Annotated in this window: 17 protein-coding genes; 7 read left to right on the top strand and 10 right to left on the bottom strand. The window is 33.2% G+C overall.

Translation table 11 applies throughout. From position 1 onward, the window contains the following. Positions 1–90: 90 nt before the first annotated feature. Entirely contained in the window at positions 91–555 is a 465-nt protein-coding gene (locus tag HMPREF3154_RS01990) for a bacillithiol transferase BstA (protein WP_030058850.1), read from the bottom strand. Between the two features lie 155 nt (positions 556–710). Between HMPREF3154_RS01990 and HMPREF3154_RS01985 the strand changes: the two genes are divergently transcribed. Beyond that, positions 711–1280: a tubby C-terminal domain-like protein gene (locus HMPREF3154_RS01985; protein WP_070474266.1), complete on the top strand. Its 570-nt coding sequence runs from the start codon at positions 711–713 to the stop codon at positions 1278–1280. 174 nt (positions 1281–1454) lie between these two features. On the opposite strand, the gene pcp is transcribed toward HMPREF3154_RS01985, so the two are convergent. Together pcp and HMPREF3154_RS01975 are read right to left on the bottom strand one after the other, a co-directional pair. Beyond that, on the bottom strand, positions 1455–2093 hold the full coding sequence (gene pcp, locus HMPREF3154_RS01980; protein ID WP_030058854.1) for a pyroglutamyl-peptidase I: 639 nt from the start codon (positions 2091–2093) through the stop codon (positions 1455–1457). Positions 2094–2218: 125 nt separating this feature from the next. Next, positions 2219–3181 (bottom strand): oxygen-dependent tRNA uridine(34) hydroxylase TrhO, encoded by a 963-nt coding sequence (locus HMPREF3154_RS01975; RefSeq protein WP_030058856.1) that lies wholly within the window; start codon positions 3179–3181, stop codon positions 2219–2221. Between the two features lie 414 nt (positions 3182–3595). On the opposite strand from HMPREF3154_RS01975, the gene HMPREF3154_RS01970 reads away from it, so the two are divergent. Further along, positions 3596–4573, top strand: a complete 978-nt coding sequence (locus tag HMPREF3154_RS01970) for an SMP-30/gluconolactonase/LRE family protein (RefSeq protein WP_030058858.1) — start codon at positions 3596–3598, stop codon at positions 4571–4573. Positions 4574–4740: 167 nt separating this feature from the next. Here the strand turns inward: HMPREF3154_RS01970 and HMPREF3154_RS01965 are convergent, their stop codons facing one another. Further along, entirely contained in the window at positions 4741–5256 is a 516-nt protein-coding gene (locus HMPREF3154_RS01965) for a YceI family protein (protein ID WP_030058860.1), read from the bottom strand. A gap of 249 nt (positions 5257–5505) precedes the next feature. On the opposite strand from HMPREF3154_RS01965, the gene HMPREF3154_RS01960 reads away from it, so the two are divergent. Then, positions 5506–6030 (top strand): VOC family protein, encoded by a 525-nt coding sequence (locus HMPREF3154_RS01960; protein WP_002434905.1) that lies wholly within the window; start codon positions 5506–5508, stop codon positions 6028–6030. 303 nt (positions 6031–6333) lie between these two features. On the opposite strand, the gene lqo is transcribed toward HMPREF3154_RS01960, so the two are convergent. Both lqo and HMPREF3154_RS01950 read right to left on the bottom strand, forming a co-directional pair. After that, positions 6334–7866, bottom strand: coding sequence for an L-lactate dehydrogenase (quinone) (gene lqo / locus HMPREF3154_RS01955; protein WP_227489934.1), 1533 nt, complete (start codon positions 7864–7866; stop codon positions 6334–6336). A gap of 320 nt (positions 7867–8186) precedes the next feature. Beyond that, positions 8187–8681, bottom strand: a complete 495-nt coding sequence (locus HMPREF3154_RS01950) for a tubby C-terminal domain-like protein (protein WP_023350936.1) — start codon at positions 8679–8681, stop codon at positions 8187–8189. Positions 8682–9043: 362 nt separating this feature from the next. On the opposite strand from HMPREF3154_RS01950, the gene HMPREF3154_RS01945 reads away from it, so the two are divergent. From HMPREF3154_RS01945 to pbp4, 3 genes are all read left to right on the top strand, one after another. Further along, positions 9044–9562 (top strand): GNAT family N-acetyltransferase, encoded by a 519-nt coding sequence (locus HMPREF3154_RS01945; RefSeq protein WP_023350937.1) that lies wholly within the window; start codon positions 9044–9046, stop codon positions 9560–9562. Positions 9563–9815: 253 nt separating this feature from the next. Continuing rightward, positions 9816–10949, top strand: a complete 1134-nt coding sequence (locus tag HMPREF3154_RS01940) for a polysaccharide deacetylase family protein (protein WP_030058868.1) — start codon at positions 9816–9818, stop codon at positions 10947–10949. Between the two features lie 226 nt (positions 10950–11175). Next, positions 11176–12342 (top strand): penicillin-binding protein PBP4, encoded by a 1167-nt coding sequence (pbp4, locus tag HMPREF3154_RS01935; protein WP_070474264.1) that lies wholly within the window; start codon positions 11176–11178, stop codon positions 12340–12342. Between the two features lie 431 nt (positions 12343–12773). Here the strand turns inward: pbp4 and HMPREF3154_RS01930 are convergent, their stop codons facing one another. From HMPREF3154_RS01930 to HMPREF3154_RS01915, 4 genes are all read right to left on the bottom strand, one after another. Then, positions 12774–13361 (bottom strand): TetR/AcrR family transcriptional regulator, encoded by a 588-nt coding sequence (locus HMPREF3154_RS01930; RefSeq protein ID WP_002435036.1) that lies wholly within the window; start codon positions 13359–13361, stop codon positions 12774–12776. A gap of 342 nt (positions 13362–13703) precedes the next feature. Continuing rightward, positions 13704–14294: a TetR/AcrR family transcriptional regulator gene (locus tag HMPREF3154_RS01925; RefSeq protein ID WP_016898499.1), complete on the bottom strand. Its 591-nt coding sequence runs from the start codon at positions 14292–14294 to the stop codon at positions 13704–13706. Positions 14295–14964: 670 nt separating this feature from the next. Beyond that, positions 14965–17220, bottom strand: coding sequence for an ATP-binding cassette domain-containing protein (locus HMPREF3154_RS01920; protein WP_030058872.1), 2256 nt, complete (start codon positions 17218–17220; stop codon positions 14965–14967). Positions 17221–17269: 49 nt separating this feature from the next. Further along, on the bottom strand, positions 17270–18055 hold the full coding sequence (locus tag HMPREF3154_RS01915; protein WP_070474261.1) for an arylamine N-acetyltransferase: 786 nt from the start codon (positions 18053–18055) through the stop codon (positions 17270–17272). A gap of 408 nt (positions 18056–18463) precedes the next feature. Between HMPREF3154_RS01915 and lip the strand changes: the two genes are divergently transcribed. After that, positions 18464–20818 carry a YSIRK-targeted triacylglycerol lipase gene (gene lip / locus HMPREF3154_RS01910; protein ID WP_070474258.1) on the top strand — a complete coding sequence of 785 codons (2355 nt, stop codon included), beginning with the start codon at positions 18464–18466 and terminating at the stop codon, positions 20816–20818. Positions 20819–20960 lie beyond the last annotated feature (142 nt).

Below are 20960 nucleotides of genomic sequence, written 5' to 3'. Positions count from 1 at the left end.
ATTAATGAGAAAGATTATCAATAAAATCACTATACTTGTGAAAATCAAAAAATCCGATAGCTTAATTATTTAGCTATCGGATGAATACCATTATTGTTCAGCTTTTAAAACACGAGTCATTTCTTCAATTTTACCTGCATGTAATGGGATGTGTAATGCATTAAGCACTAAAAGTTCTTCTAATGTTTTACAACCTGCGATAGGCTGGTCAATTTCTTTTTTGAGCTCTTTATCAGTTAAATGTGTAGCTCTTTCAGGTAACGTTTTAATGTCATTTAAAATGCTTTCGATTGAAGGAACTTCATCATATCCCCAATCTGATGGCTTAGTTCCAGTTCCGAACAATTTACTATATTTATCAACATCAATAACTTCTTGATTACCCATTGCGAGTGCTTCTTCAAACACAGTTAGTACGTGACCATATTGCCAATGTAGTGTATTTGGGAAGACACTGTCATCTTTATCTAATACTTTCATAACATCCCATTTATCATAAACATCTCTAATATAACTTACACCAAAGTCTATAACGTCATAAACAGTTTTAGTCATTTTATACACCCTTTCAAGTGATTTCTAAAAAAATTGCTTGCAACATGTGTCTACCCGCTTTTAAAAATGACTACGCATATAATAACGAAGCTATTTGAATTCATATGTAGACTTTGTTTATTATAAAAGTAAACAAAAGGAATATAGGTGAAATGATGTATAAATACTTTAAGAGAAATCGTTTCTCAACGAAAAGTTCTGATATTAAAGATGATTCTGGAAAAATAGTCGGTACCATTCAGAAAAAATTTAATAATATTTTTCAACGGTTGGTTAGTTTTTTTACATTAGGTTTTAAATTTAATCGATTCGTAATTTATGATCATAATGGTGATGTAAAAGCGAGTGTCAAAGTAAAAACGATAATGGCGCAAAAGCGTTTTGATGTTACATATGTTTCAAATAACGGGGAATCACAAGTTTTATTTGATAAGCAAAGTAATGGTCGTGGAGAAACTTATGGAATATTGAAATTTGATGGTAGAATCCTCAATATTCATTCAGACGTGAATAAATATACAGTGATAAAAGATTTTAAACAAGATAAAGAAATCGCAAGTTGGAAACAAAATGGTGACTATGCATATGTTGAGGGGAAAAGTGAGTTATATGAAAAGAATCATTTATTATTTATATTAATTTTGCATTCTTTCGCGAATGTTCATGTATCGCACAGTATTCTGAATCCATTTAATCCAGATACTACTGGCTCCCCAATTATATAGGATGGGTGAAAATTAGTACCATGAGTAGTTTGATTTTGGTGGGGGCTTAGCCTATTCAGGCTTGGTTGTAGAGTGGAACGTACCTACCGCTTAAAGATAATCTAAAATGTAAATAGCGATGAAGGCCATCATAAAAATAGGCATTCATCGCTTATTTTAATATCATAAATACAATTAGTGCGTCTCACCCATAGCAACTTTAATATCTTCTTCTCGTGATATCGCCTTGATAGCAGAGGTTAATCCTTTCGTGATTGTATCGATAGACATTGATGGTTTCTCAGGTTTATCAGTAACTTGTTCTGGAATGTAAGGTACATGAATAAAACCAAACAGTAAGTCTGGATAAGACATATCTGCTAAATAACCTAGTTGATATAATATATGATTACATACAAACGTACCCGCAGTATTTGATAATCTGGCAGGTACTCCTGCTCTTTTAATAGCTTCTACCATTTTTTTAACAGGTAAATTTGAGAAATAAGCCGGCGCGCCGTCTTCTTTTATTACTTTATCAATAGGTTGGTTGCCTTTATTATCTGGAATACGAGCATCATCAATGTTTATCCCTACGCGCTCAGGTGTAATTTCGAAACGACCTCCAGCTTGACCAATTGCTAGAACAACGTCATAAGTGTCTTCTTTTAACGCTTTACAGATTACGTTTTTAGATTCATGAAAGACGGTGGGAATTTCTAATTTAGTGATGACATGTTCGCCGATGTGCGTATCAAGACGATGTACGGCTTCTAAAGCAGGATTTGTGGATTCGCCATCAAATGCATCAAACGCAGTTACTAATATTTTCAAACTCAACGCCTCACTCTCAAATTCAATCATTTAGTTCCATTTTAAAATGATTTTTCACATAAAAACAACTCCGCTACACCTATGTAAGGATAGCGAAGTTGGCATATAAACACTTCAATGATGACTTAAGCGTGGGCATGCTCAGGAACGTCTTTAAAGTTCTCTAGGCGACGATTCCATTCTTCATTACTGATATCATGTTTTGCAACATAACGATTACGTTCATGTTTCGCACAGTCGTATGAGCATGCGCCTAAGTATTTTTCTTCATTTTCTTCAGATACAAGGATTTGTTTATTACATTCTGGGTTAGCACAGTTGATGTAACGTTCACATGGTGTACCATCGAAATGCTCTTTACCAATAACTGTTTTCTCAACTTGGTTAACATCTACACTTATACGTTCATCGAAAACGTACATTTTACCATCCCAGTATTCACCCTTAGTTTCAGGGTCTTTACCGTAAGTCGCAATGCCGCCATGTAGTTGGCCTACATTTTCGAAGCCTTCTTTAACTAACCAGCCAGAGAATTTCTCACAACGGATACCACCAGTACAATATGTCACGATATTTTTACCATCTAATTGATCTTTATTGTTGCGAATCCAATCTGGTAAATCACGGAAACGTGTAATATCAGGACGAATTGCACCACGGAAGTGTCCTAAGTCGAATTCGTAGTCGTTACGTGCATCTAAAATAACAGTATCTTTATCTTCTAAAGCTTCTTTAAATTCTTTAGGTGAATAATATTTACCTGTAGTTACGCGTGGATCTACATCATCTTCTAAACCTAAAGCAACGATTTCTGTTCTAGGTCGAACGTGCATTTTCTTGAATGCATGACCTTCAGCTTCATCAATTTTGAATGTTAAATCAGCGAAACGTTCATCCGCATGCATATGTTCGATATATTTATCTGTGTCTTCTTTTGTACCAGATAAAGTACCATTAATGCCTTCTGTAGAAACTAAGATTCTACCTTTTAAATTATTTTCTTTACAGAATTCTAAGTGCTCTGACGCAAATGTTTCTGGGTCATCAATTGTTACGTATTTATAGTATAAAAGTACTCTATAATCCATTCTTACATTCTCCTCTTTTATTTCTTCTCTATATATGGGGCGATGATTTATAAATATTATTTTGTAGACAAACTAACATGACATAAACAAACTGTTAGAAAATCCTTCTCAATCGAGAAGTCGAAATGCATAAAACGTTGATGAGTGGTAAAAGGGCTTGTCTAAAGTCTGATATTAATACTGTTTACATTTTTTCCATTATAACATTGTACCAAAATGATAAATAGTTTCAATATGCTAGCTTATAAATCATTATTAAAGTTGATATTTTTTGAAAATGCAATCAAATATCGCGACATTTTTTAAGAAAATAAAATATAAAAATAACCGTTATAATACCGCTCTAATGACAATTAAGTTGAGTTCTTATAAAATGGTATCAAAGTTTAAATGAGAGAAAGAGGGGATTAGACGATGGCTATTCAAGATTTACCAACTTTAAAATATACAGGGAAATCGGCAAGTGTTGCACCAATAGTGTCTGAAAATGAGTTGCAAACAGTGACTGCAGAACCTTGGGTTAAAATTTCGGATAGAGGATTACAATTAGAAGGCTTAAATTTCAATCGCGAAGGCAATTTATTCTTATTAGATGTCTTTGAAGGTAATATTTTTAAAGTGAATACATCTACCAAAGAAGTGACTCGACCATTCGTGTCTGAAAAAGCGAATCCAGCAGCTATTAAAGTTCATAAAGATGGACGTTTATTTATATGTTATTTAGGCGACTTTAAGACGACAGGTGGTATTTTCTCAACTACTGAAGAAGGCGAACAATTTGAAGAAATTGTTTCTGAATTAAGCACAGAATACTGTATTGACGATATGGTATTTGATAGTAAGGGTGGTTTCTACTTCACTGATTTCAGAGGATACTCAACAAATCCTCTAGGCGGTGTTTATTATGTATCACCAGACTTCAAGACAATTACACCAGTGATACAGAATATCTCAGTTGCAAACGGTGTCGCATTAAGTACTGATGAACGCGTATTGTGGGTGACTGAAACAACTACAAATCGTCTTCATCGTATTGAATTAGAAGAAGATGGTGTGACTATTGCACCATTTGGCGCAACGATTCCATATTACTTCACAGGTCATGAAGGGCCAGATTCATGTTGTATCGATAGTGATGATAACCTTTATGTGGCAATGTATGGTCAAGGTCGTGTCTTAGTCTTTAATAAAAAGGGTTACCCAATTGGTCAGATCCTAATGCCAGGCCGTGATGAAGGTAAAATGCTACGTTCAACGCATCCACAATTTATTCCAGGTACAAATCAATTGTTAATTTGTACAAATGATATTGAGAATAACTCTGAAGGCGGTTCAATGATTTATACGGTCAATGGATTTGCAAAAGGTCATCAAAGTTATCAGTTTCAATAGATGCAAATTTTTAAGAACAAGTTAATGATTAAAGATATAAATAAGAAGTCGGGTGATAGCCTTTCAATAAACAACCCCTCACTATAAGCGATGATAGTGAGGGGTTTAACTCATTTATAATTGTGTTTTACTATTTAAGAGATAAAATGATGGATATGTTCATTTTGTTAATCTTCTAAACTGAATTCAGCTGATGCTTCAAATTTTACTTCTTTACCTAACATTACGCCACCAGTTTCTAATGCTTGGTTGAAGCTCATGCCATATTTTTCACGGTCAATTGTACCTGTAACAATAAATCCTGTTACTTGTGAACCGTTCATTGGATTTTTACTAATACCATTAAATTCAACATCGAAAGTTTCTTCGTGTGTTTCACCTTTAATAGTTAAATCGCCCGTTACTTTGTTCTCTGAAATTTCTTTTGTTTCAAATGTCCATTTGTCGTTTTCATCTGTTGCGAAGAAGTCACCAGATTTCAAGTGATTATCTCTATCTTCATTTTGCGTGTCGACTGAGCTTGGAATGATAGTTGCAGTTGCTTTAAGTGAACTTAAGTCGTTAATATCTCCATCTAATTGAATATCATATTGGGAGAAAGTACCTTTCACTTTAGATACCATTAAATGTTTGATTTGGAATTGAATATCACTATGTGCTTGATCAAATGTGAATTGAGTCATGATTACATTACCCCTTTTTCATAAGTTTTTAAGTATAATAATTATACCTGATATAATTATTATAACATCGTTTGCTCAAGTTGCAATCAATAAGTTCTCAATATACTCATTTTTGAAAAATAACTTCTATTAAACATTTACCCATTTTGAGTCATTGTTAGCTGTTATTTTTATAAAAAGAGATGTGTAAAACTTTATTATCTAGGGAATATTCGTTGTGATAAACAATTTCTAAAGAGGTGAAGAAATATGAAAGATATCTCAAGAGGTATCAATCATATTGGTTTAACTGTACCGGATATAGAGGAAGCCACTGAATTCTTCAAAAAGGGTTTAGACGGAAAGATTGCCTATGATAGTCAAAGAAAAGATGAGAAACCACGTGGTGGTAAAGATGTAGAAAAAATATTGGGCATGAGTAAAGGTGCTCAAATCGTACATAAACGGATGATGGTATTTGGGAATGGTCCAAATATTGAGATGTTTGAATTCCAAAATGCAAAGCAACGAAAACCTGAAGCACTTCAAGATATTGGTTATACACATTTATCGTTTTATGTAGATGACTTTGAAGTGGCTGTAGCCAAAGTAAGATCAGCCGGTGGAGAACTTATTTCTGAGCCTCATAGTAATACGAGATATGAAGACACCGAAGGGAATCAAACAGTATATGTTAAAACACCATGGGGAAGTCTCATTGAATTACAAACCGTTCCAAATGGATTTTATTATCCTCCAGATAATGAAGCGGAACTCTTTACGCCAAGTGAATAATATGTATTAATTTTAACTTTTTATTATGTGAAACTGAGATAGTTCATCTGTCTCAGTTTATTTTTATAAAAAATAATTTTATAGATAGTAAAAGAATGAGTGTGTATAACTAGTGATTATCAAACTATACATAAAAACCCCCTTCAAAGTGGCTCTCTTTGAAGGGGGTAGGGGAAATAAGGTTAATTTAGTTTCAACTTTTTGTTACTTCTAACTTTTACAATATTTATTAAGGGTTTTGGGGTCAGGGGAGAGCCCCAAGTAAGGACTTTAATATTTTATATTTTACAGGGAAAGGGTTAATTATTTAGATTCATAATAATTTAATTCTAAATCTTTTGATGTTTGTTTACGAGTTTCTCTCATTAATTGAACATCATTTATAAGTGATTGACCATATGAAGGAATCATATTTTGTAATTTAGGTTTCCATTCATTTTCGTAGTCAGCGAAGTTTCGTTCTAGAACTTCTAACGCTACAGAAACTGAAGTTGATGCTCCTGGTGATTCTCCTAATAATGCAATAACTGAGTGATCTTCAGAGTTCACAACTTCTGTACCGAATTGAATGAATCCTTTACCGTGCTCAGGCGTATCTTTGATAACTTGAACACGTTTACCTGCAGTGTATAATTGCCAATCTTCGTCACGAGCTTCAGGGTAGAACGTGCGTAAGTGGTTCATACAACCTTCTTTTGTCATCAATACTTGGTCGATTGAATACTTGATTAAAGGTAAATTTTTAACTGCAGATGCAAGTAGTGTTGTAATGTTGTATGGTTTTACAGATTTAAATAAATCTAAGTTAGAACCATTTTTTAAGAATTTAGGACCGATATTCGCAAACGGACCAAATAATAATGTTCTTTCACCATCAATATAACGCGTATCAAGATGAGGTACAGTCATTGGTGGTGTGCCTGGTGGTTCTTTACCATATACTTTAACGTCGTGTTCATTAATGACTTCAGGGTTAGTACAAATTAAGAACTGACCGCTAATAGGGAATCCACCAAGGTGTTTGCTTTCAGGGATACCAGTTTTTTGTAATAGTGGAATAGCGCCACCACCAGCACCTATAAAGACGTAATCCGCGAATACAGTTTCCTCTGAACCATTGTTACGGTTTCTTACTTTCACTTCCCAGATGCCGTCTTGACGTCGGTTGAAATCAATGACTTCATGATTATATTGAACATCGGCATTAGGATGTTGCTCAATATTTTTAGCCATTTTACGTGTTAACTCACCATAGTTAACATCGGTACCTTCGTCAATTTTGCTAGCTGCCATGATTTCATTGCCAGTACGACCTTTCATCATCAATGGCATCCATTTTCTCATTTCTTCGATATCTTCCGTATATTCGATGTTGTCAAACATAGGGAAGTTACGCATCGCTTCGTAACGGTCTTTTAAGAATTCAACGTTATTCTTACCTCTTACGAAACTAATGTGAGGAAGTGGATTAATAAATTCTCTAGGGTTATCAATGTTGCCACTTTTCACAAGGTGTCCCCAGAATTGCTTAGAAATCTCAAATTGTTCATTGATTTCTTTCGCTTTTTCTATATCAATTGAACCATCCGGTTGTTGAACTGTATAGTTCAGTTCGCATAACGCAGCATGTCCAGTACCGGCATTGTTTCTTTCGTTAGAACTTTCAATACCTGGACGATCTAAACGTTCATAGAGTTTGATGTTCCAATTAGGTTCTAATTCTTTAATCATAGAACCGAATGTCGTACTTAAGACACCAGCGCCAATAATAACTATGTTTTTTGACTCATTGTTAGCCATTTTTTGCTCACCTTTCTTAAAACAGAACTCGTGCAAAAATAATTAAATTATTGCGCTGAGTCTTATTATAATTGCTAACAATCTATAACAAAAATACATATTTTCAATAATACCTATTCCATTTTGTAATAATTTAGACATAATATGCTCATTGATTAGACACAAATTAGGAGTAGAACTTGAATTTAATCATATGTCCTACTCCTAATAAATGAGAAGATGGCTACCATAAGTTGGAGCCCCGTCAGCAAGAAGGGCTAGAATTGAAAGAAGCTTGATATAAGCACATTTTCAGTACAACCATCTACAGCATATATATTAAAAAATAAGACTGCGACAATCATTTATGCACAGCCTCAAATTTTATTCATTAATGCATGAGAGAGTATGATTAATAACTCTTCTATTGGTTTACTACTTTCATCTAAAATATGGAAGCTCACTTGTCCTTCATTTTTAGCCCAATGAGATAGTTTTTCATTCTCATAATTCGTAATAGTACATGTTTCTGGGCTCGTCTTTTTAATAAAATAATCTTCATTATCATAAGTGAATTTAACCGGTTTGTTCACCAATGTGAACTCTTTCATCTCAATATGAGTACCTCTGTAATTACAATGAATCTCTCTAAAGTTTCTAAAATTTGGAATACATTTAGAAGTAAATATTACATTTTTCTCTAAATCCCTAACGACATAAGAGGTATATATTCCTGCTTGAGGAATAATAATGTCTAATCCTTTAATAAAGGGGTTAGGGTACGATTTACGTATGTATAAATAGGGATTCCCATCGTCATACATCGTTTTCCATCTCGTATCAAAGTAATTGCTGAGTGTATAAGTAATCATCCTTCATCAACCTTCGATTTGTAAATTTTCATTATAAATATATTCCCTATTTTTAGGAAAATAAAAACTAAAATCATAAATTTTTTTAAATTAAATAGATCTAAATAAAATAAAACACTATACGAGATAGTTTAACGAGCGTGGCTATGTCGTCGCATAGAGTTTTAATGTGTAAATGAGTTAGCTAAAAATTTCTCATTAAGTCATACATTTGTAGGTGAGGGTGTGAGGCTTAGGTTTGTCTGAGGTAAGACATCCTGCATGCTAGCTCAACGTTGAATTTATGACTAGTTTTAAATAAAAGGTAGAAAAAAGGGTATATGCTAAAAAGTCAGTAATAAACAAATTGAGGTGGTGAGTATATGTTAGAAACCGATAGACTTTACTTATTAAAACCAGATATTGAGCATCTTGATGCGCTTTTCCAACTACATACGAATAATGAATCAACAAAATACACTCCTAAAGGTATACACGAGAACAAAGATATTACTAAAGGATTTATAAAAGGTTGGAGAAGACATTGGGAAGAAAATGACTTTGGATACTTTATGTTAATAGCCAAAGATACTGGAGAATTAGTAGGGATGAGTGGTTTTGAATACCGCACCATTAATTATCAATTATTCTTAAACTTGTATTATAGACTTTTTCCAAAATATACAGGTGAAGGATTAGCTACTGAAGCAATCGAAATGATATCACGATGGATGAAACAATTTGATGCAGTAACACCAAAACTTATACGAACGAATCAAGTCAATGAATCTTCTATTAAGCTTGCCGAACGTTTAGGATATGAATTAAATGATACGTGGAATAATATTATAAATGATGGGGATCGTTGTTATTTTAAGCAACAGTTAAATGTTCCTTTGTAAATATTTACGTTATTGAGTGAGATAATTTTTATCTCGCTCTTTTTTTATGCGTATTCAAATCATTGTTTAGTCAGCCTGATACATAGATATATGTTTAAACTCATTATTCGTTTGAACTCTTAAAGTGAATATAAAGCGATAGTTTTTTATATTAACATTAAATCAAAATAAAATTAAGATATATTTAATAATATTGTACACCCCATTAATGTTATATTGATTATTGTATGATGATATTAATTTGAGGGATAAGATAATGAGAAAGACTTTATATTTATTTTTTGTTTCTATTGTGTTGATGGTATTCATTTTAGAAGGATGCTCAAAACAGAAAGATTCTCACACTGAAGATAGTGAAAATGAAAATATGTATGCAAGTCATCAATCAAAAATGACTAAAGATTGGCAAACATACGATGGTGAAATATACCATATCTTTTATCATCCACTTATTACTGACGCTAAAGTGGCATTTTCGGGGAGCCCACAAGAAGCCAAAGGTAATAACGACTGGATGATTACAGCTAACGAATTTAAAAAATCTCTAGAAGAGTTACATAAAAGAAATTATATTTTAATTGATCCACACGATGCTTATGATTTAAAAGCAAAAACGATAAATAAGAAGAAGTTAAAATTACCTAAAGGTAAAAAACCATTAATACTATCTATCGACGACATGAACTATTATGAGTACATGCGTGGAAAAGGGTATGCCGACAGATTAGTTTTAGATAAAAACAAACATGTTGTATCAGAAACGAAGCAAAAGAATGGCAAAGTAACACATTCTAAAGACGATGATATCGTTCCAATATTAAATGACTTTGTTAAAAAACACCCTGATTTCTCTTTAAATGGACAAAAAGGTGTAGTTGCATTAACAGGATATAATGGCGTTTTAGGATATCGTACAAATGAAACAGATAGTAAGCATTATAAGGACCGTAAAGCTAAAGCAACAGAAGTAGCTGATGCTATGAAAAGAGATGGTTGGACATTTGCCAGTCATTCATATGGACATATTAATTTTGAACAATCATCTTATGAAGGAATTGTTAAAGATACAAAACGTTGGGAGAAAGAAGTGACACCAATTATAGGTAAAACTGATTTATTTATTTTCCCCCATGGTGCACAAGATAGAGATACGCCAGCATATAACTATCTGATTAAAGAAGGTCACTTTAAATATTTGGCTGGAGTAGGACCTAATAACTTTACCGATGTTGAACCAGATAATGTATATCAAGATAGAGTTGCAGTAGATGGTCTGAACTTATACGATTTTAAAGATAAATTAAAGCCTTTTATGAATCCTGAGAAGGTTTATGATAAACAAGATCGCAGTTACTTTAAAGGGAATAAAGATTATCAACAAGAATAAATATTCGTTAATAAGATGAAGTTATGCGAATTATTTACTTTCATAATTTCATTCAGATAATTACTCATAACAAGTAAACAGGCTAAGACATTAACGTTATGTCCTAGCCTGTTTTACATATGCGCGTGTATTCGGTATTTTTGAAAAGTTGAGTAAAACTTGATATAAGTATATGTAAAGTACATAAACTAACAAGAATATTAGAAAAATGAAATCAGGTGATACGATGTTTCGAAGAATACTATATATAACAGGCACGATAGGATTAACATCATTACTTTTAACTTCTCAAAGTTATGCAGTAGAAAAGCTCACACCTCTAGTCAATAAAGAAGAAAATGCTAATATTTCAACTCAATATGAACCTCAATCACTCACGCTCACTACAAAACAAGGTCAAATTTTATACAATTACAACGAAAATAAAAAAGTAGATCCTGCCTCTTTAACTAAAATGATGACAATGTATTTAACATTGGATGCAGTTAAATCAGGAAAAATACATATGAAAGATAAAATAAAAATCACATCTAAACAAGCGCAATTATCTCAAAAGTCTAACCTTTCTTCGGTACCGTTAAAAGCAGGACAAACATATACTGTTAAAGATATATTGAGCCAAACAGCTTTAGCTTCAAGTAATGCTGCTGCTTTAATTCTAGGCGAAAAGGTATCAGGTTCGACTTCTACTTTTACAGATAAAATGAATCAGCAGGCTAAAACATTTCACATGAAAGACACACACTTTACAAGTCCAGCTGGAGCAGATACTGAGTTGTTAGGATCTAGCGCACCTCAAAAGTATAAGAAACAAGGGAAGACTTCCAGTACGTCTAAAGATATGAATATCATGATGTATCACATGATCAAAGAGCACCCTGAAATACTTAAAACCACACAAAATAAATCAGATACACAAAAAGGACAATCATTTGAATCTACGAATTTATCTTTGAAAGGTCAGCCGAAATATTATAAAGGGACTGACGGACTCAAGACTGGTACGAGTGATTCCGGATATAGTTTAGCTTTAACCAATAAGCAACATGGTTTGAGATTAAATGAGACGATTTTAGATGTTACACCATATCCTAGTGAAACAGCTAAATTAAATCGTAATGAAATTGCGAATGATATGATGAAATATTATCGGAAGCAATATGAATATAAAAAGGTGTTATCTAAAGGTGAACATCAAATTGATGGCAAAAAATACACAGTAAAAAAAGACTTATATGACGTCGTACCTAAACATAAAAAATGGTATATTGCGATTAATGATAAAGGGAATGCTTACGTTCACTATCAACGACATTTTCTAGATGGCGCTTCTTATCCATCGGTAAAAGCTGAAAAGAAAAGTAGTGGCTTATTTGGATGGTTATCGCATTGAATAATGCGATAACTTTTTTATTGATCTACAAAAGCGCTATATTTTATTTATTACTTATGATTGCCAAAAGTGTGGTGCATTGACTATAAGACACTCGATGAACGTTCAACATGATTACGCATAGTGTCCGCACTATAATGAAAATAGCAATACGTGTCTTTAATGCCTTTTAAACTTAATAAAAGGATAGCAAGTTAAAGAAACGTATTGAAAGAGGGCATGAACCTCGGGTTGTTCCTAAAACAAATTCACCCAAAACTAGACGTAAAAAAGCCATACAAGGAAGACCTTGGATGGCTAGACATTAATGATTGAAACCTCTATTATAGTTTCTTCTGAAGATTCATAATCATTCTTGATAAATAGATGAGGGATTGCAAAACTATCTTTATATAGATGTGTTTTCAATCCCTCTCTTTTATGAATATAGTTTAGAACTTCTTTATATTTGTTTCTCTGATACCATTGATTATTTTAACTACCTCTATAGTTAACTCATCAACAGATCGTTCTTGACCTTCTTTAAGCCAAGCATAAATGATACGTAATATACCACCTGCTATAAATTCTTTATAAACTTCTAAATCAATAGTGAAACGTATACCGTGCCTTATGTCGAAATTAACTTGTCTCTCTACACCTTTATAAAGTTGCGTATAGACGATACGTGTCACTTCATCATAATACGATATAGTAAAGATACTTTGAATCGTTTCTCGATTTTCAATTAAAAAATAAAGCGTATCTCTAACGATATTTTCAAAATATGATTTAGGCTGTTTGACTAATAAACTCTCTGAATGAGATTCATGCAAACTATTGGAAAAGTTGGCTAAGACTTGGTTTAATAAATCGTATTTATCACTATAGTGACGATAAAAAGTAGAGCGTCGTACCATAGCACGATCACACAAATCTTGAACTGTAATCTGACTAAAATTTTTAGTTTTAAGTAATTCTAAAAATGAATCCATTAGAGCACGTTGTGTCTTCTTAACACGTAAATCATTGCTATTCATTATTGTTCACCTCATTAATCGGACACTTCAAAATCTGTGTGACTTAAGCGACATTTTTTGTATTTTGGCTACTCAATAAAATTGAAGCCGATGTATAATTATTGTTAGTTAAAGTCTCTGACTTATTAATTAACTAAAGTATAGTTATAGTTTACTACTATTATATGTGATAACAAAATATATAATTTAGTTATACAAATATTTATTCGTAATTAGAGAAGGGTTGTTAAAATATAAGAAGGAGATTTTAAATGATCAAGTCAGTATTCACTTGGCTTTTATGGGAAAGCATTTAATCGAGAGGGAATCATGACGAACATAATTATTCATCATGATTTCCTCTTAATTTTCACCTTTAGTATGATAGTTATGCACGCCATCAAGTAGGGTCACCATTTCTTTAGTTAACTCATTGATCGAACGTTCTTGACCATCTTGAATCCAAGCATACATTGTTCTCAATATTCCCCCGGTTATAAATTCAGCAAGTATTTCTATATCGACATCGAACTCAACGCCGTGCTGTATTTCAAACTGTATTTGTGCTTTCATCCCTTCATATAATTGTTTGAATATAATATCGGTCACTTCATCATAAAGCGCTAATGTTAATACATTTTGAACAATAGACTTATGATTATATAGATATTGTAATGATTCGTGAATGACCTTTTCGAAATGAGCTCTAGGATTCTCAGGGTTTAATGTTGAGAAATGCTTCTCTCTTACTCTGAAAATTAATTTTCGTATTAATAACTTAAGCAAATCGTATTTATCATCAAAACGTCGGTAAAACGTTGAACGTCTTACGAGAGCTTTATCGCACAAATCTTGCACTGTTATTTGATTGAACTCTTTTGTTCTTAAAGTTTCAAATAAAGCATCTAATAGAGCTTTTTCTGTTTTTTCTACACGCAAATCTTTACTCTTCATTATACACCTCTAAAAAGAGACATTTTTGATTAAATGTCACATAAGTATCAGATAGCTTAATTTGGATATACATTGTTTGAATTTAAGTTGGTATAATAACTTTTGTAATAATAATTTAATTAACATGTTCAAAGCAATGGTATTACTATGTAAGCCATACTAACTCATTTAATTGGGCTTTGTGGGTTAGTATGTTTTGTGTGGTAATTAGAGTATACTTTTTTATTTTTCTCAAAATCACTTAAACAGCTTAATTGCTGTATCCCTAAATTTTTGTGTATTAATGTAGTCAAGTATCTCTAGTTATTGCGTGTGTAAAGCAAAATGCTGATCGTTATCGATTGGTATTTTGCTTTTTTTGTGGATTTTTAAAAAATGTATCGGTGAAAGTTTTAATATTTATAAGTATTTAATAAATATATGTATAACTACTTTTAGAATAATATATCCAGTAGATTCAAACAAGGCGAATCGTCCCTTTGACCACATATTTCACAGGTTTTTTTAAAATTAATATTTTACTCAAGTGCAGAAGGAATACATCATTATAAAAATGTTCACTTGATGAACGACAATATATTAAACAATAGTAAATTTGAAAAATTTAGATATAGAATAAAATTTTAGCTCGACGTTGATTAGATGATAAATCATCGCCGAGCTTTTTCAGTTAAAGGATATATCTTTTTAAGTGTTTAGCGGTTACTGAATTTTTAATATTTAAAAGTCCCGCAGGCTGACCACTATACAATAGTTGTCCACCTTTATCTCCAGCATAAGGGCCTATATCGATAAACCAGTCAGCTTGTGTCATCATCGTTAAATTATGTTCGATAAGAATAACCGTGTTATGATCGTCAATTAAATGATTGAAGCAATCAATCAGTACAGGTAAATCATCTTCATGAAGCCCCGTCGTTGGTTCATCAAAAATAAAAATATAATCGTGTACATCTTCAGTTAAATAGCGACTTAGTTTAACGCGTTGAATTTCACCGCCTGACAATGTATCTAAAGATTGTCCTAATGTCATATATTGAAGTCCTGTGTTAGCCAACGCTTGAAGCGGACGAGTGATACTGTCTTGACCTTCAAATTGAGAGATGGCTTCACTTACAGTAAGGGCAAGTATATCTGCGATAGAATATCCCTCTACCTTCGCCTGTAATACTTCAGGGCGATATCTTGTGCCACCACACATCTCACACACTTGAGAAAAGTCTGGCATAAATGCGAGTTCGGTCTTAAGTACGCCTTTACCATTACATTCAGGGCAAGCGCCCTCAGAATTATAGCTAAACATACTTTTCTTCATACCAGTATGTTGACTAAAGAAACTTCTTACCTCATCGAAGATATCTAAGTATGTGAGTAAATTAGAGCGATTCGATGCGTGAGGCGGTTTCTGATCGATGAAGATAGCACGTTGCTCTTGTTCAAAGGCTGCTGAGATAAGGGAACTCTTACCTGAGCCAGCCACACCAGTAACTACGGTCATCGCATGTTTTGGTAATTGAGTTGAAATATGATTTAAATTGTTACGTGAAATATTCTCAATATTAAACATGTCATGAGTTGCTCTAGGATGGTCTTTAAGTTGATGTGTTCTGTTTAAAGCTTGACCTGTGCTCGTCTGAGATGTGAGAAGGTCTTGATAACTTCCTTCAAACATAATCTCTCCACCATCTTTGCCTGCATTCGGACCTATATCAATAATGTGGTCAGCCGTTTGAATAACATCAGGGTCGTGTTCAACAACGATCACCGTATTACCTTTTTGTTTAAGTGATTCAATCATGTCATTAATTCTCTGAATATCTTCTGGGTGAAGTCCTACACTCGGTTCATCGATGATGTAAACTAAATCACTTAATGGACTATTTAAATGGCGAATAAGTTTTATCCGTTGAGATTCGCCACCGGAAAGCGTTGTCGTTTCACGAGATAACGTTAGGTAATTCAAACCTATATAGCTTAATGCTTGTAGTTGTTGTTTTAAAGGTTCGATAATCACTTTTGCTGTGTTTGAATCTATTTTTTCTAGAAAATGAACAGCCTCATCAATGGGTAAATCTGTAAATTCAGCAATGTTTAAGCCATTGATTTTACAACTCAACACTTTATCATTAAGCCTTTTACCATGACATGAAGGGCAATCATGCTTAGTAACGACTCGATCAATATCAGCTTTGAAGCGTTTCTTCTCAAAGTTATCATTTAGTAAGAAAGAGCGTCTGAAACGATGAATTAGACCTTCAAATTTAGCTGTTCTAGGCCAATTTGATGGCGGATTCTTCAACTTTGTAGGTTCTGTATATAAAAAAGTATCCAATTCTTCTTTTGTATAATCTTTTAACTTTTTATCATTATCAAATAGACCTGTATAAAGATATCTTTTACCTCGCCAACTATCGGGTCTAAACGACGGGAATTTAATGGCATCTTCATTGAGCGATTTATCAAAATCAAGTAACTCATTTAAATCAATGTCTTCAACATAACCTAATCCTGAACATGTTTCACACATACCTTTCGGATTATTAAATGAGAAAATATCAGAATAACCAACAAAAGGTTCTCCTATTCTTGACCATAACAATCTCACAGAAGCATAAATATCAGAAATAGTTCCTACCGTCGAACGTGAATTACCACCTAGGCGTTTCTGATTAATAATCATTGCAACGGGAAGGTGATTGATTTGATCGACGTCTGGTTTTTCATATTGTGTGAGTTGATGTTGAACATAACTTGAGTATGTTTCATTTAATAGACGTTCAGATTCAGCAGCAATGGTATTAAATACTAGTGAAGACTTACCTGAGCCTGACCGCCCTGTAAATACAATTAATTGATGTTTCGGTATATTAACATCGATATTTTTTAAATTATTTTGTCTAGCGCCTATGATTTCAATTTGTGACATGGAATTCACCTCATTACTTAATACATACCCCAGGTACACTAAAATATTACTACTGTTCAAGTCTATCAATCGTGATATTAAGATTAAAATATTTCTTTAGAAAATACTTATAATTGTCGGACGATACCTCACATTTTTCTTTAGAACTTTGTGAAGTTAACGTAAGACTTTGATGTGTCATCGTCGCACGTCCAAATGACTGTGGTTGTGTGATTAATAGCTGCTTAACAAAGATAGAGTTTGGATTACTCTCGTTATAAATGATTTTATCGCTGAAATCTTGAATTGATTGACGCTCTAAGTAGGCGTGATATAGAGTAGTCCATTTATTATTTTTCAATTTTTGAACATGATAGCAGTCTTCTTTGTCAAAAATTGCGCGAAATTCTCCATTGATATCAGAAATACTCACTGGTTGAGACGGATGTGAAATCGAGATTGCATGTAGAGGTAAGTCACCAAACCCAACGTCTGTCACATAATAAGTATCATTTAAAATTGTGTATAAAGACATATGTGAGCCTTCTAAAGCAACACCGCCATCTGGAGTATGAACTGTTCCAGAAGCTCGATGGACATCAAAACCTTTTTTCTCTAAGTACGTTCCGAACAAGTGGTTCATTTCATAACAGAACCCACCGCGATGTTGGTTTATAACTTTGTCCAATAAATCATTAATATTAACAGAGATAGGAACTTGATTTTGAACGTTAATATTTTCAAACGGAACAGTCATCATATAACGTTCCATATAATAATCTAGCGAGGCTTTATCAATATTGTTATAACGAGAAGAATCAATATTTAAATAGCTTTCAAACTGCGATAGTTCCATATTTCATCCTCCTACAATTTTTATTTTCACACTCATCTCTATTTTAAAAAAGACACCCATTAATATGTAAGTTTATAGGTTTAATCGGCTTTATAATGCTTGATTTAATTGTGTATAATTATTGACAAAACTGCAATTATCTCGTAATATTTGTTTTAAATTAAATCGAAAAGAATAGTGTTTTGATTCTTATATACTTTTTATATAAAGAGTGTGTGAGAAAAATTTTTCATAATAATTGAAAACGCTTTCTGAACGATGGAAAGGATGGTCATTATGGAAGCTATTAAAGCGATATTTAGCAAGATCTTTGAATTATTACCACGCGCAATCGTAAATCTATTTATTTAGAAATACGCTATTGTGGAGTTCATTTTTCAAAAATAAACAAATAGAGAGGTGCTTACTATGAAAACAAGACAAAACAAGTATAGTATTCGTAAATTTAGTGTGGGGGCATCATCCATCTTAATCGCAGCTTTATTATTTATGGGTGGAGGCTCAGCACAAGCGGCCGAACAAAATCAGGAACAGGGAAATCCTGAGAAGGCAACAGCACAATCTATTGGGGATGAAAATGAAGATTCAAATGGGCAACAGGCGACAGAGGATGACGCGTCTCAATCAGCTAAAGAAACTACGTCTGAACAGCCAAATGTTGAAAAAGATAATAGCGAAAATGCTAATGATAATCAAACAAGCTTACATAATGAAAATAATCAAAACACTGAACAACAAGATTCAGAAACTGAAGAACAAAATTCAGCACAAAATACAGAACAAACGAAGTCTACTGAAGAACAAGGTAAAGAGGAACAAACTTCTGCACAAGATGCAACTCAAAATTCAACTAAGTCATCAGATGAACAAGTGGAATCTAGTGAGGATTCACAAGTAGATAATAGTAAAGAGGACGCTAACCAAGCGGACTCAAAATCTGAACAAACAGAAGAACAAACGGATGTTCAAACACAACCAACAGAAAAATCTGATGAAGATAAATCAACTCAATCTAAACCAGAAGTGAATCAAAATCAAGAAAGTGAAAAAGATTCATCTGAGACTCAAGATAATCTAAAACAAGACAATCCAAAAACTGAAGATAAAACAGAAGAAGTATCAGATTCACAAAAAGATTCACAAAAAGTCACTCAAAATAACCAACAAAAAGACGACTTATCTTCAGATAAAGAGACAACTCAATCAGACAGAGCAGTAAAAAATCAAGCTAAAGATGAAACTGAAGCTTCTCAAACTGATAAAGATCAAACTCAAACTCAAACTGCGACTGCAACTGCAACAAAACCAAAAGCATCACAACAAGATAAAGAAAATGATGCAGAAGAACAGCAAAAAGTGTCAGCGCAAGACGAAGCAACTTCAGAAGAGACTCCAGCTGAAACAGATAACCACAAAACGCAAGCATTGAGTGTAAGTGACAAAGCAAATCCTAAATCTGAGAAAGATGAATCATCTAACAATGATAAAGATTCTAAAGATGGATTAGGTACGCTTAAGAGTAATGCTGTAGCTACTACAAATAAAAAATCTAAGCAACAAACAACGAAACAACAGAAAGATCAAACAAATAAAGCGGCTAAACAAAGCCAATATAAAAATCATGATCCAATCATCTTAGTTCACGGTTTCAATGGTTTCACTGATGATATCAATCCTTCAGTGCTTGCACATTATTGGGGCGGCGATAAAATGAATATCCGTCAAGATTTAGAAGAGAATGGTTATAAATCTTATGAAGCAAGTATTAGTGCATTTGGTAGTAACTACGATCGCGCAGTTGAACTATATTACTATATTAAAGGTGGCCGTGTAGATTATGGTGCCGCACATGCTGCGAAATATGGTCATAAACGTTACGGTAAAACATATGAAGGTGTATACAAAGATTGGAAACCAGGCCAAAAAGTTCATCTTGTCGGACATAGTATGGGTGGTCAAACAATCCGTCAATTAGAAGAGTTACTAAGAAACGGAAATCCTGAAGAAGTTAAATATCAAAAAGAACATGGTGGCGAAATTTCTCCATTATATAAAGGTAATAATGACAATATGGTTTCTTCAATCACAACTTTAGGTACACCACATAATGGTACGCACGCATCAGATGAATTGGGTAATGAAGCGCTAGTACGTCAAGTTGTGTATGATTTAGGAAGAGCATTCGGTAATAAAAACTCTCGCGTAGACTTTGGATTATCACAATGGGGTCTTAAACAAAAACCAAACGAATCACGTATTGATTATGTGAAGAGAGTTCAAAAATCTAAATTATGGAAATCTAAAGATAATGGTTTCAATGATTTAACTCGTGATGGTGCGACTGACCTTAACCGTAAAACATCATTAAATCCTAATATTGTTTATAAAACATATACAGGTGAATCTACGCATAAAGGTCTATTTGGTAGACAAAAAGCAGATTTAAATCTTTTCTTCCCATTCACGGTAACTGCCAATGTTATTGGTAAAGCTAAAGAGAAAGAATGGAGAGAAAATGACGGTTTAGTATCAGTTATTTCTTCTCAACATCCATTCAATCAAAAATATGTTGAAGCTACAGACCAAAATCAAAAAGGTGTATGGCAAGTGACACCAACTAAACATGACTGGGATCATGTGGACTTTGTTGGACAAGATAGCTCAGATACAGTACGCTCAAGAGAGGAACTACAACAATTCTGGCATGGACTTGCAGATGATTTAGTTCAAAGTGAAAAACTGACATCAACTAAAAAAGCATAACGATGAAACATGAATTTTAAAAATTATTTAAAAAGGAGTGAATCCAATGACAGGTGATGCATTTCAATTAATCGGCTCATTTTTCAAAGTCTTAAAAACATTATTCTCATAATGAGATAACAGCTTTACATAAAGCCTCCCA

Source organism: Staphylococcus sp. HMSC06C11 (assembly GCF_001808345.1).
In the GTDB taxonomy this organism is placed as follows: Bacteria; Bacillota; Bacilli; order Staphylococcales; family Staphylococcaceae; genus Staphylococcus; species Staphylococcus capitis.
Note: the sequence above shows the minus strand (reverse complement) of the source record. Positions and strands in the feature narration are given on the sequence as shown.

Bases quoted from the DNA above. Each gene is read 5' to 3' on its own strand.
- HMPREF3154_RS01990 (WP_030058850.1), bottom strand. From the start codon at position 555: ATGACTAAAACTGTTTATGACGTTATAGACTTTGGTGTAAGTTATATT.
- HMPREF3154_RS01985 (WP_070474266.1), top strand. From the start codon at position 711: ATGTATAAATACTTTAAGAGAAATCGTTTCTCAACGAAAAGTTCTGAT.
- HMPREF3154_RS01975 (WP_030058856.1), bottom strand. From the start codon at position 3,181: ATGGATTATAGAGTACTTTTATACTATAAATACGTAACAATTGATGAC.
- HMPREF3154_RS01970 (WP_030058858.1), top strand. From the start codon at position 3,596: ATGGCTATTCAAGATTTACCAACTTTAAAATATACAGGGAAATCGGCA.
- HMPREF3154_RS01965 (WP_030058860.1), bottom strand. From the start codon at position 5,256: ATGACTCAATTCACATTTGATCAAGCACATAGTGATATTCAATTCCAA.
- HMPREF3154_RS01960 (WP_002434905.1), top strand. From the start codon at position 5,506: ATGAAAGATATCTCAAGAGGTATCAATCATATTGGTTTAACTGTACCG.
- HMPREF3154_RS01950 (WP_023350936.1), bottom strand. From the start codon at position 8,681: ATGATTACTTATACACTCAGCAATTACTTTGATACGAGATGGAAAACG.
- HMPREF3154_RS01945 (WP_023350937.1), top strand. From the start codon at position 9,044: ATGTTAGAAACCGATAGACTTTACTTATTAAAACCAGATATTGAGCAT.
- pbp4 (WP_070474264.1), top strand. From the start codon at position 11,176: ATGTTTCGAAGAATACTATATATAACAGGCACGATAGGATTAACATCA.
- HMPREF3154_RS01930 (WP_002435036.1), bottom strand. From the start codon at position 13,361: ATGAATAGCAATGATTTACGTGTTAAGAAGACACAACGTGCTCTAATG.
- HMPREF3154_RS01925 (WP_016898499.1), bottom strand. From the start codon at position 14,294: ATGAAGAGTAAAGATTTGCGTGTAGAAAAAACAGAAAAAGCTCTATTA.
- HMPREF3154_RS01920 (WP_030058872.1), bottom strand. From the start codon at position 17,220: ATGTCACAAATTGAAATCATAGGCGCTAGACAAAATAATTTAAAAAAT.
- HMPREF3154_RS01915 (WP_070474261.1), bottom strand. From the start codon at position 18,055: ATGGAACTATCGCAGTTTGAAAGCTATTTAAATATTGATTCTTCTCGT.
- lip (WP_070474258.1), top strand. From the start codon at position 18,464: ATGAAAACAAGACAAAACAAGTATAGTATTCGTAAATTTAGTGTGGGG.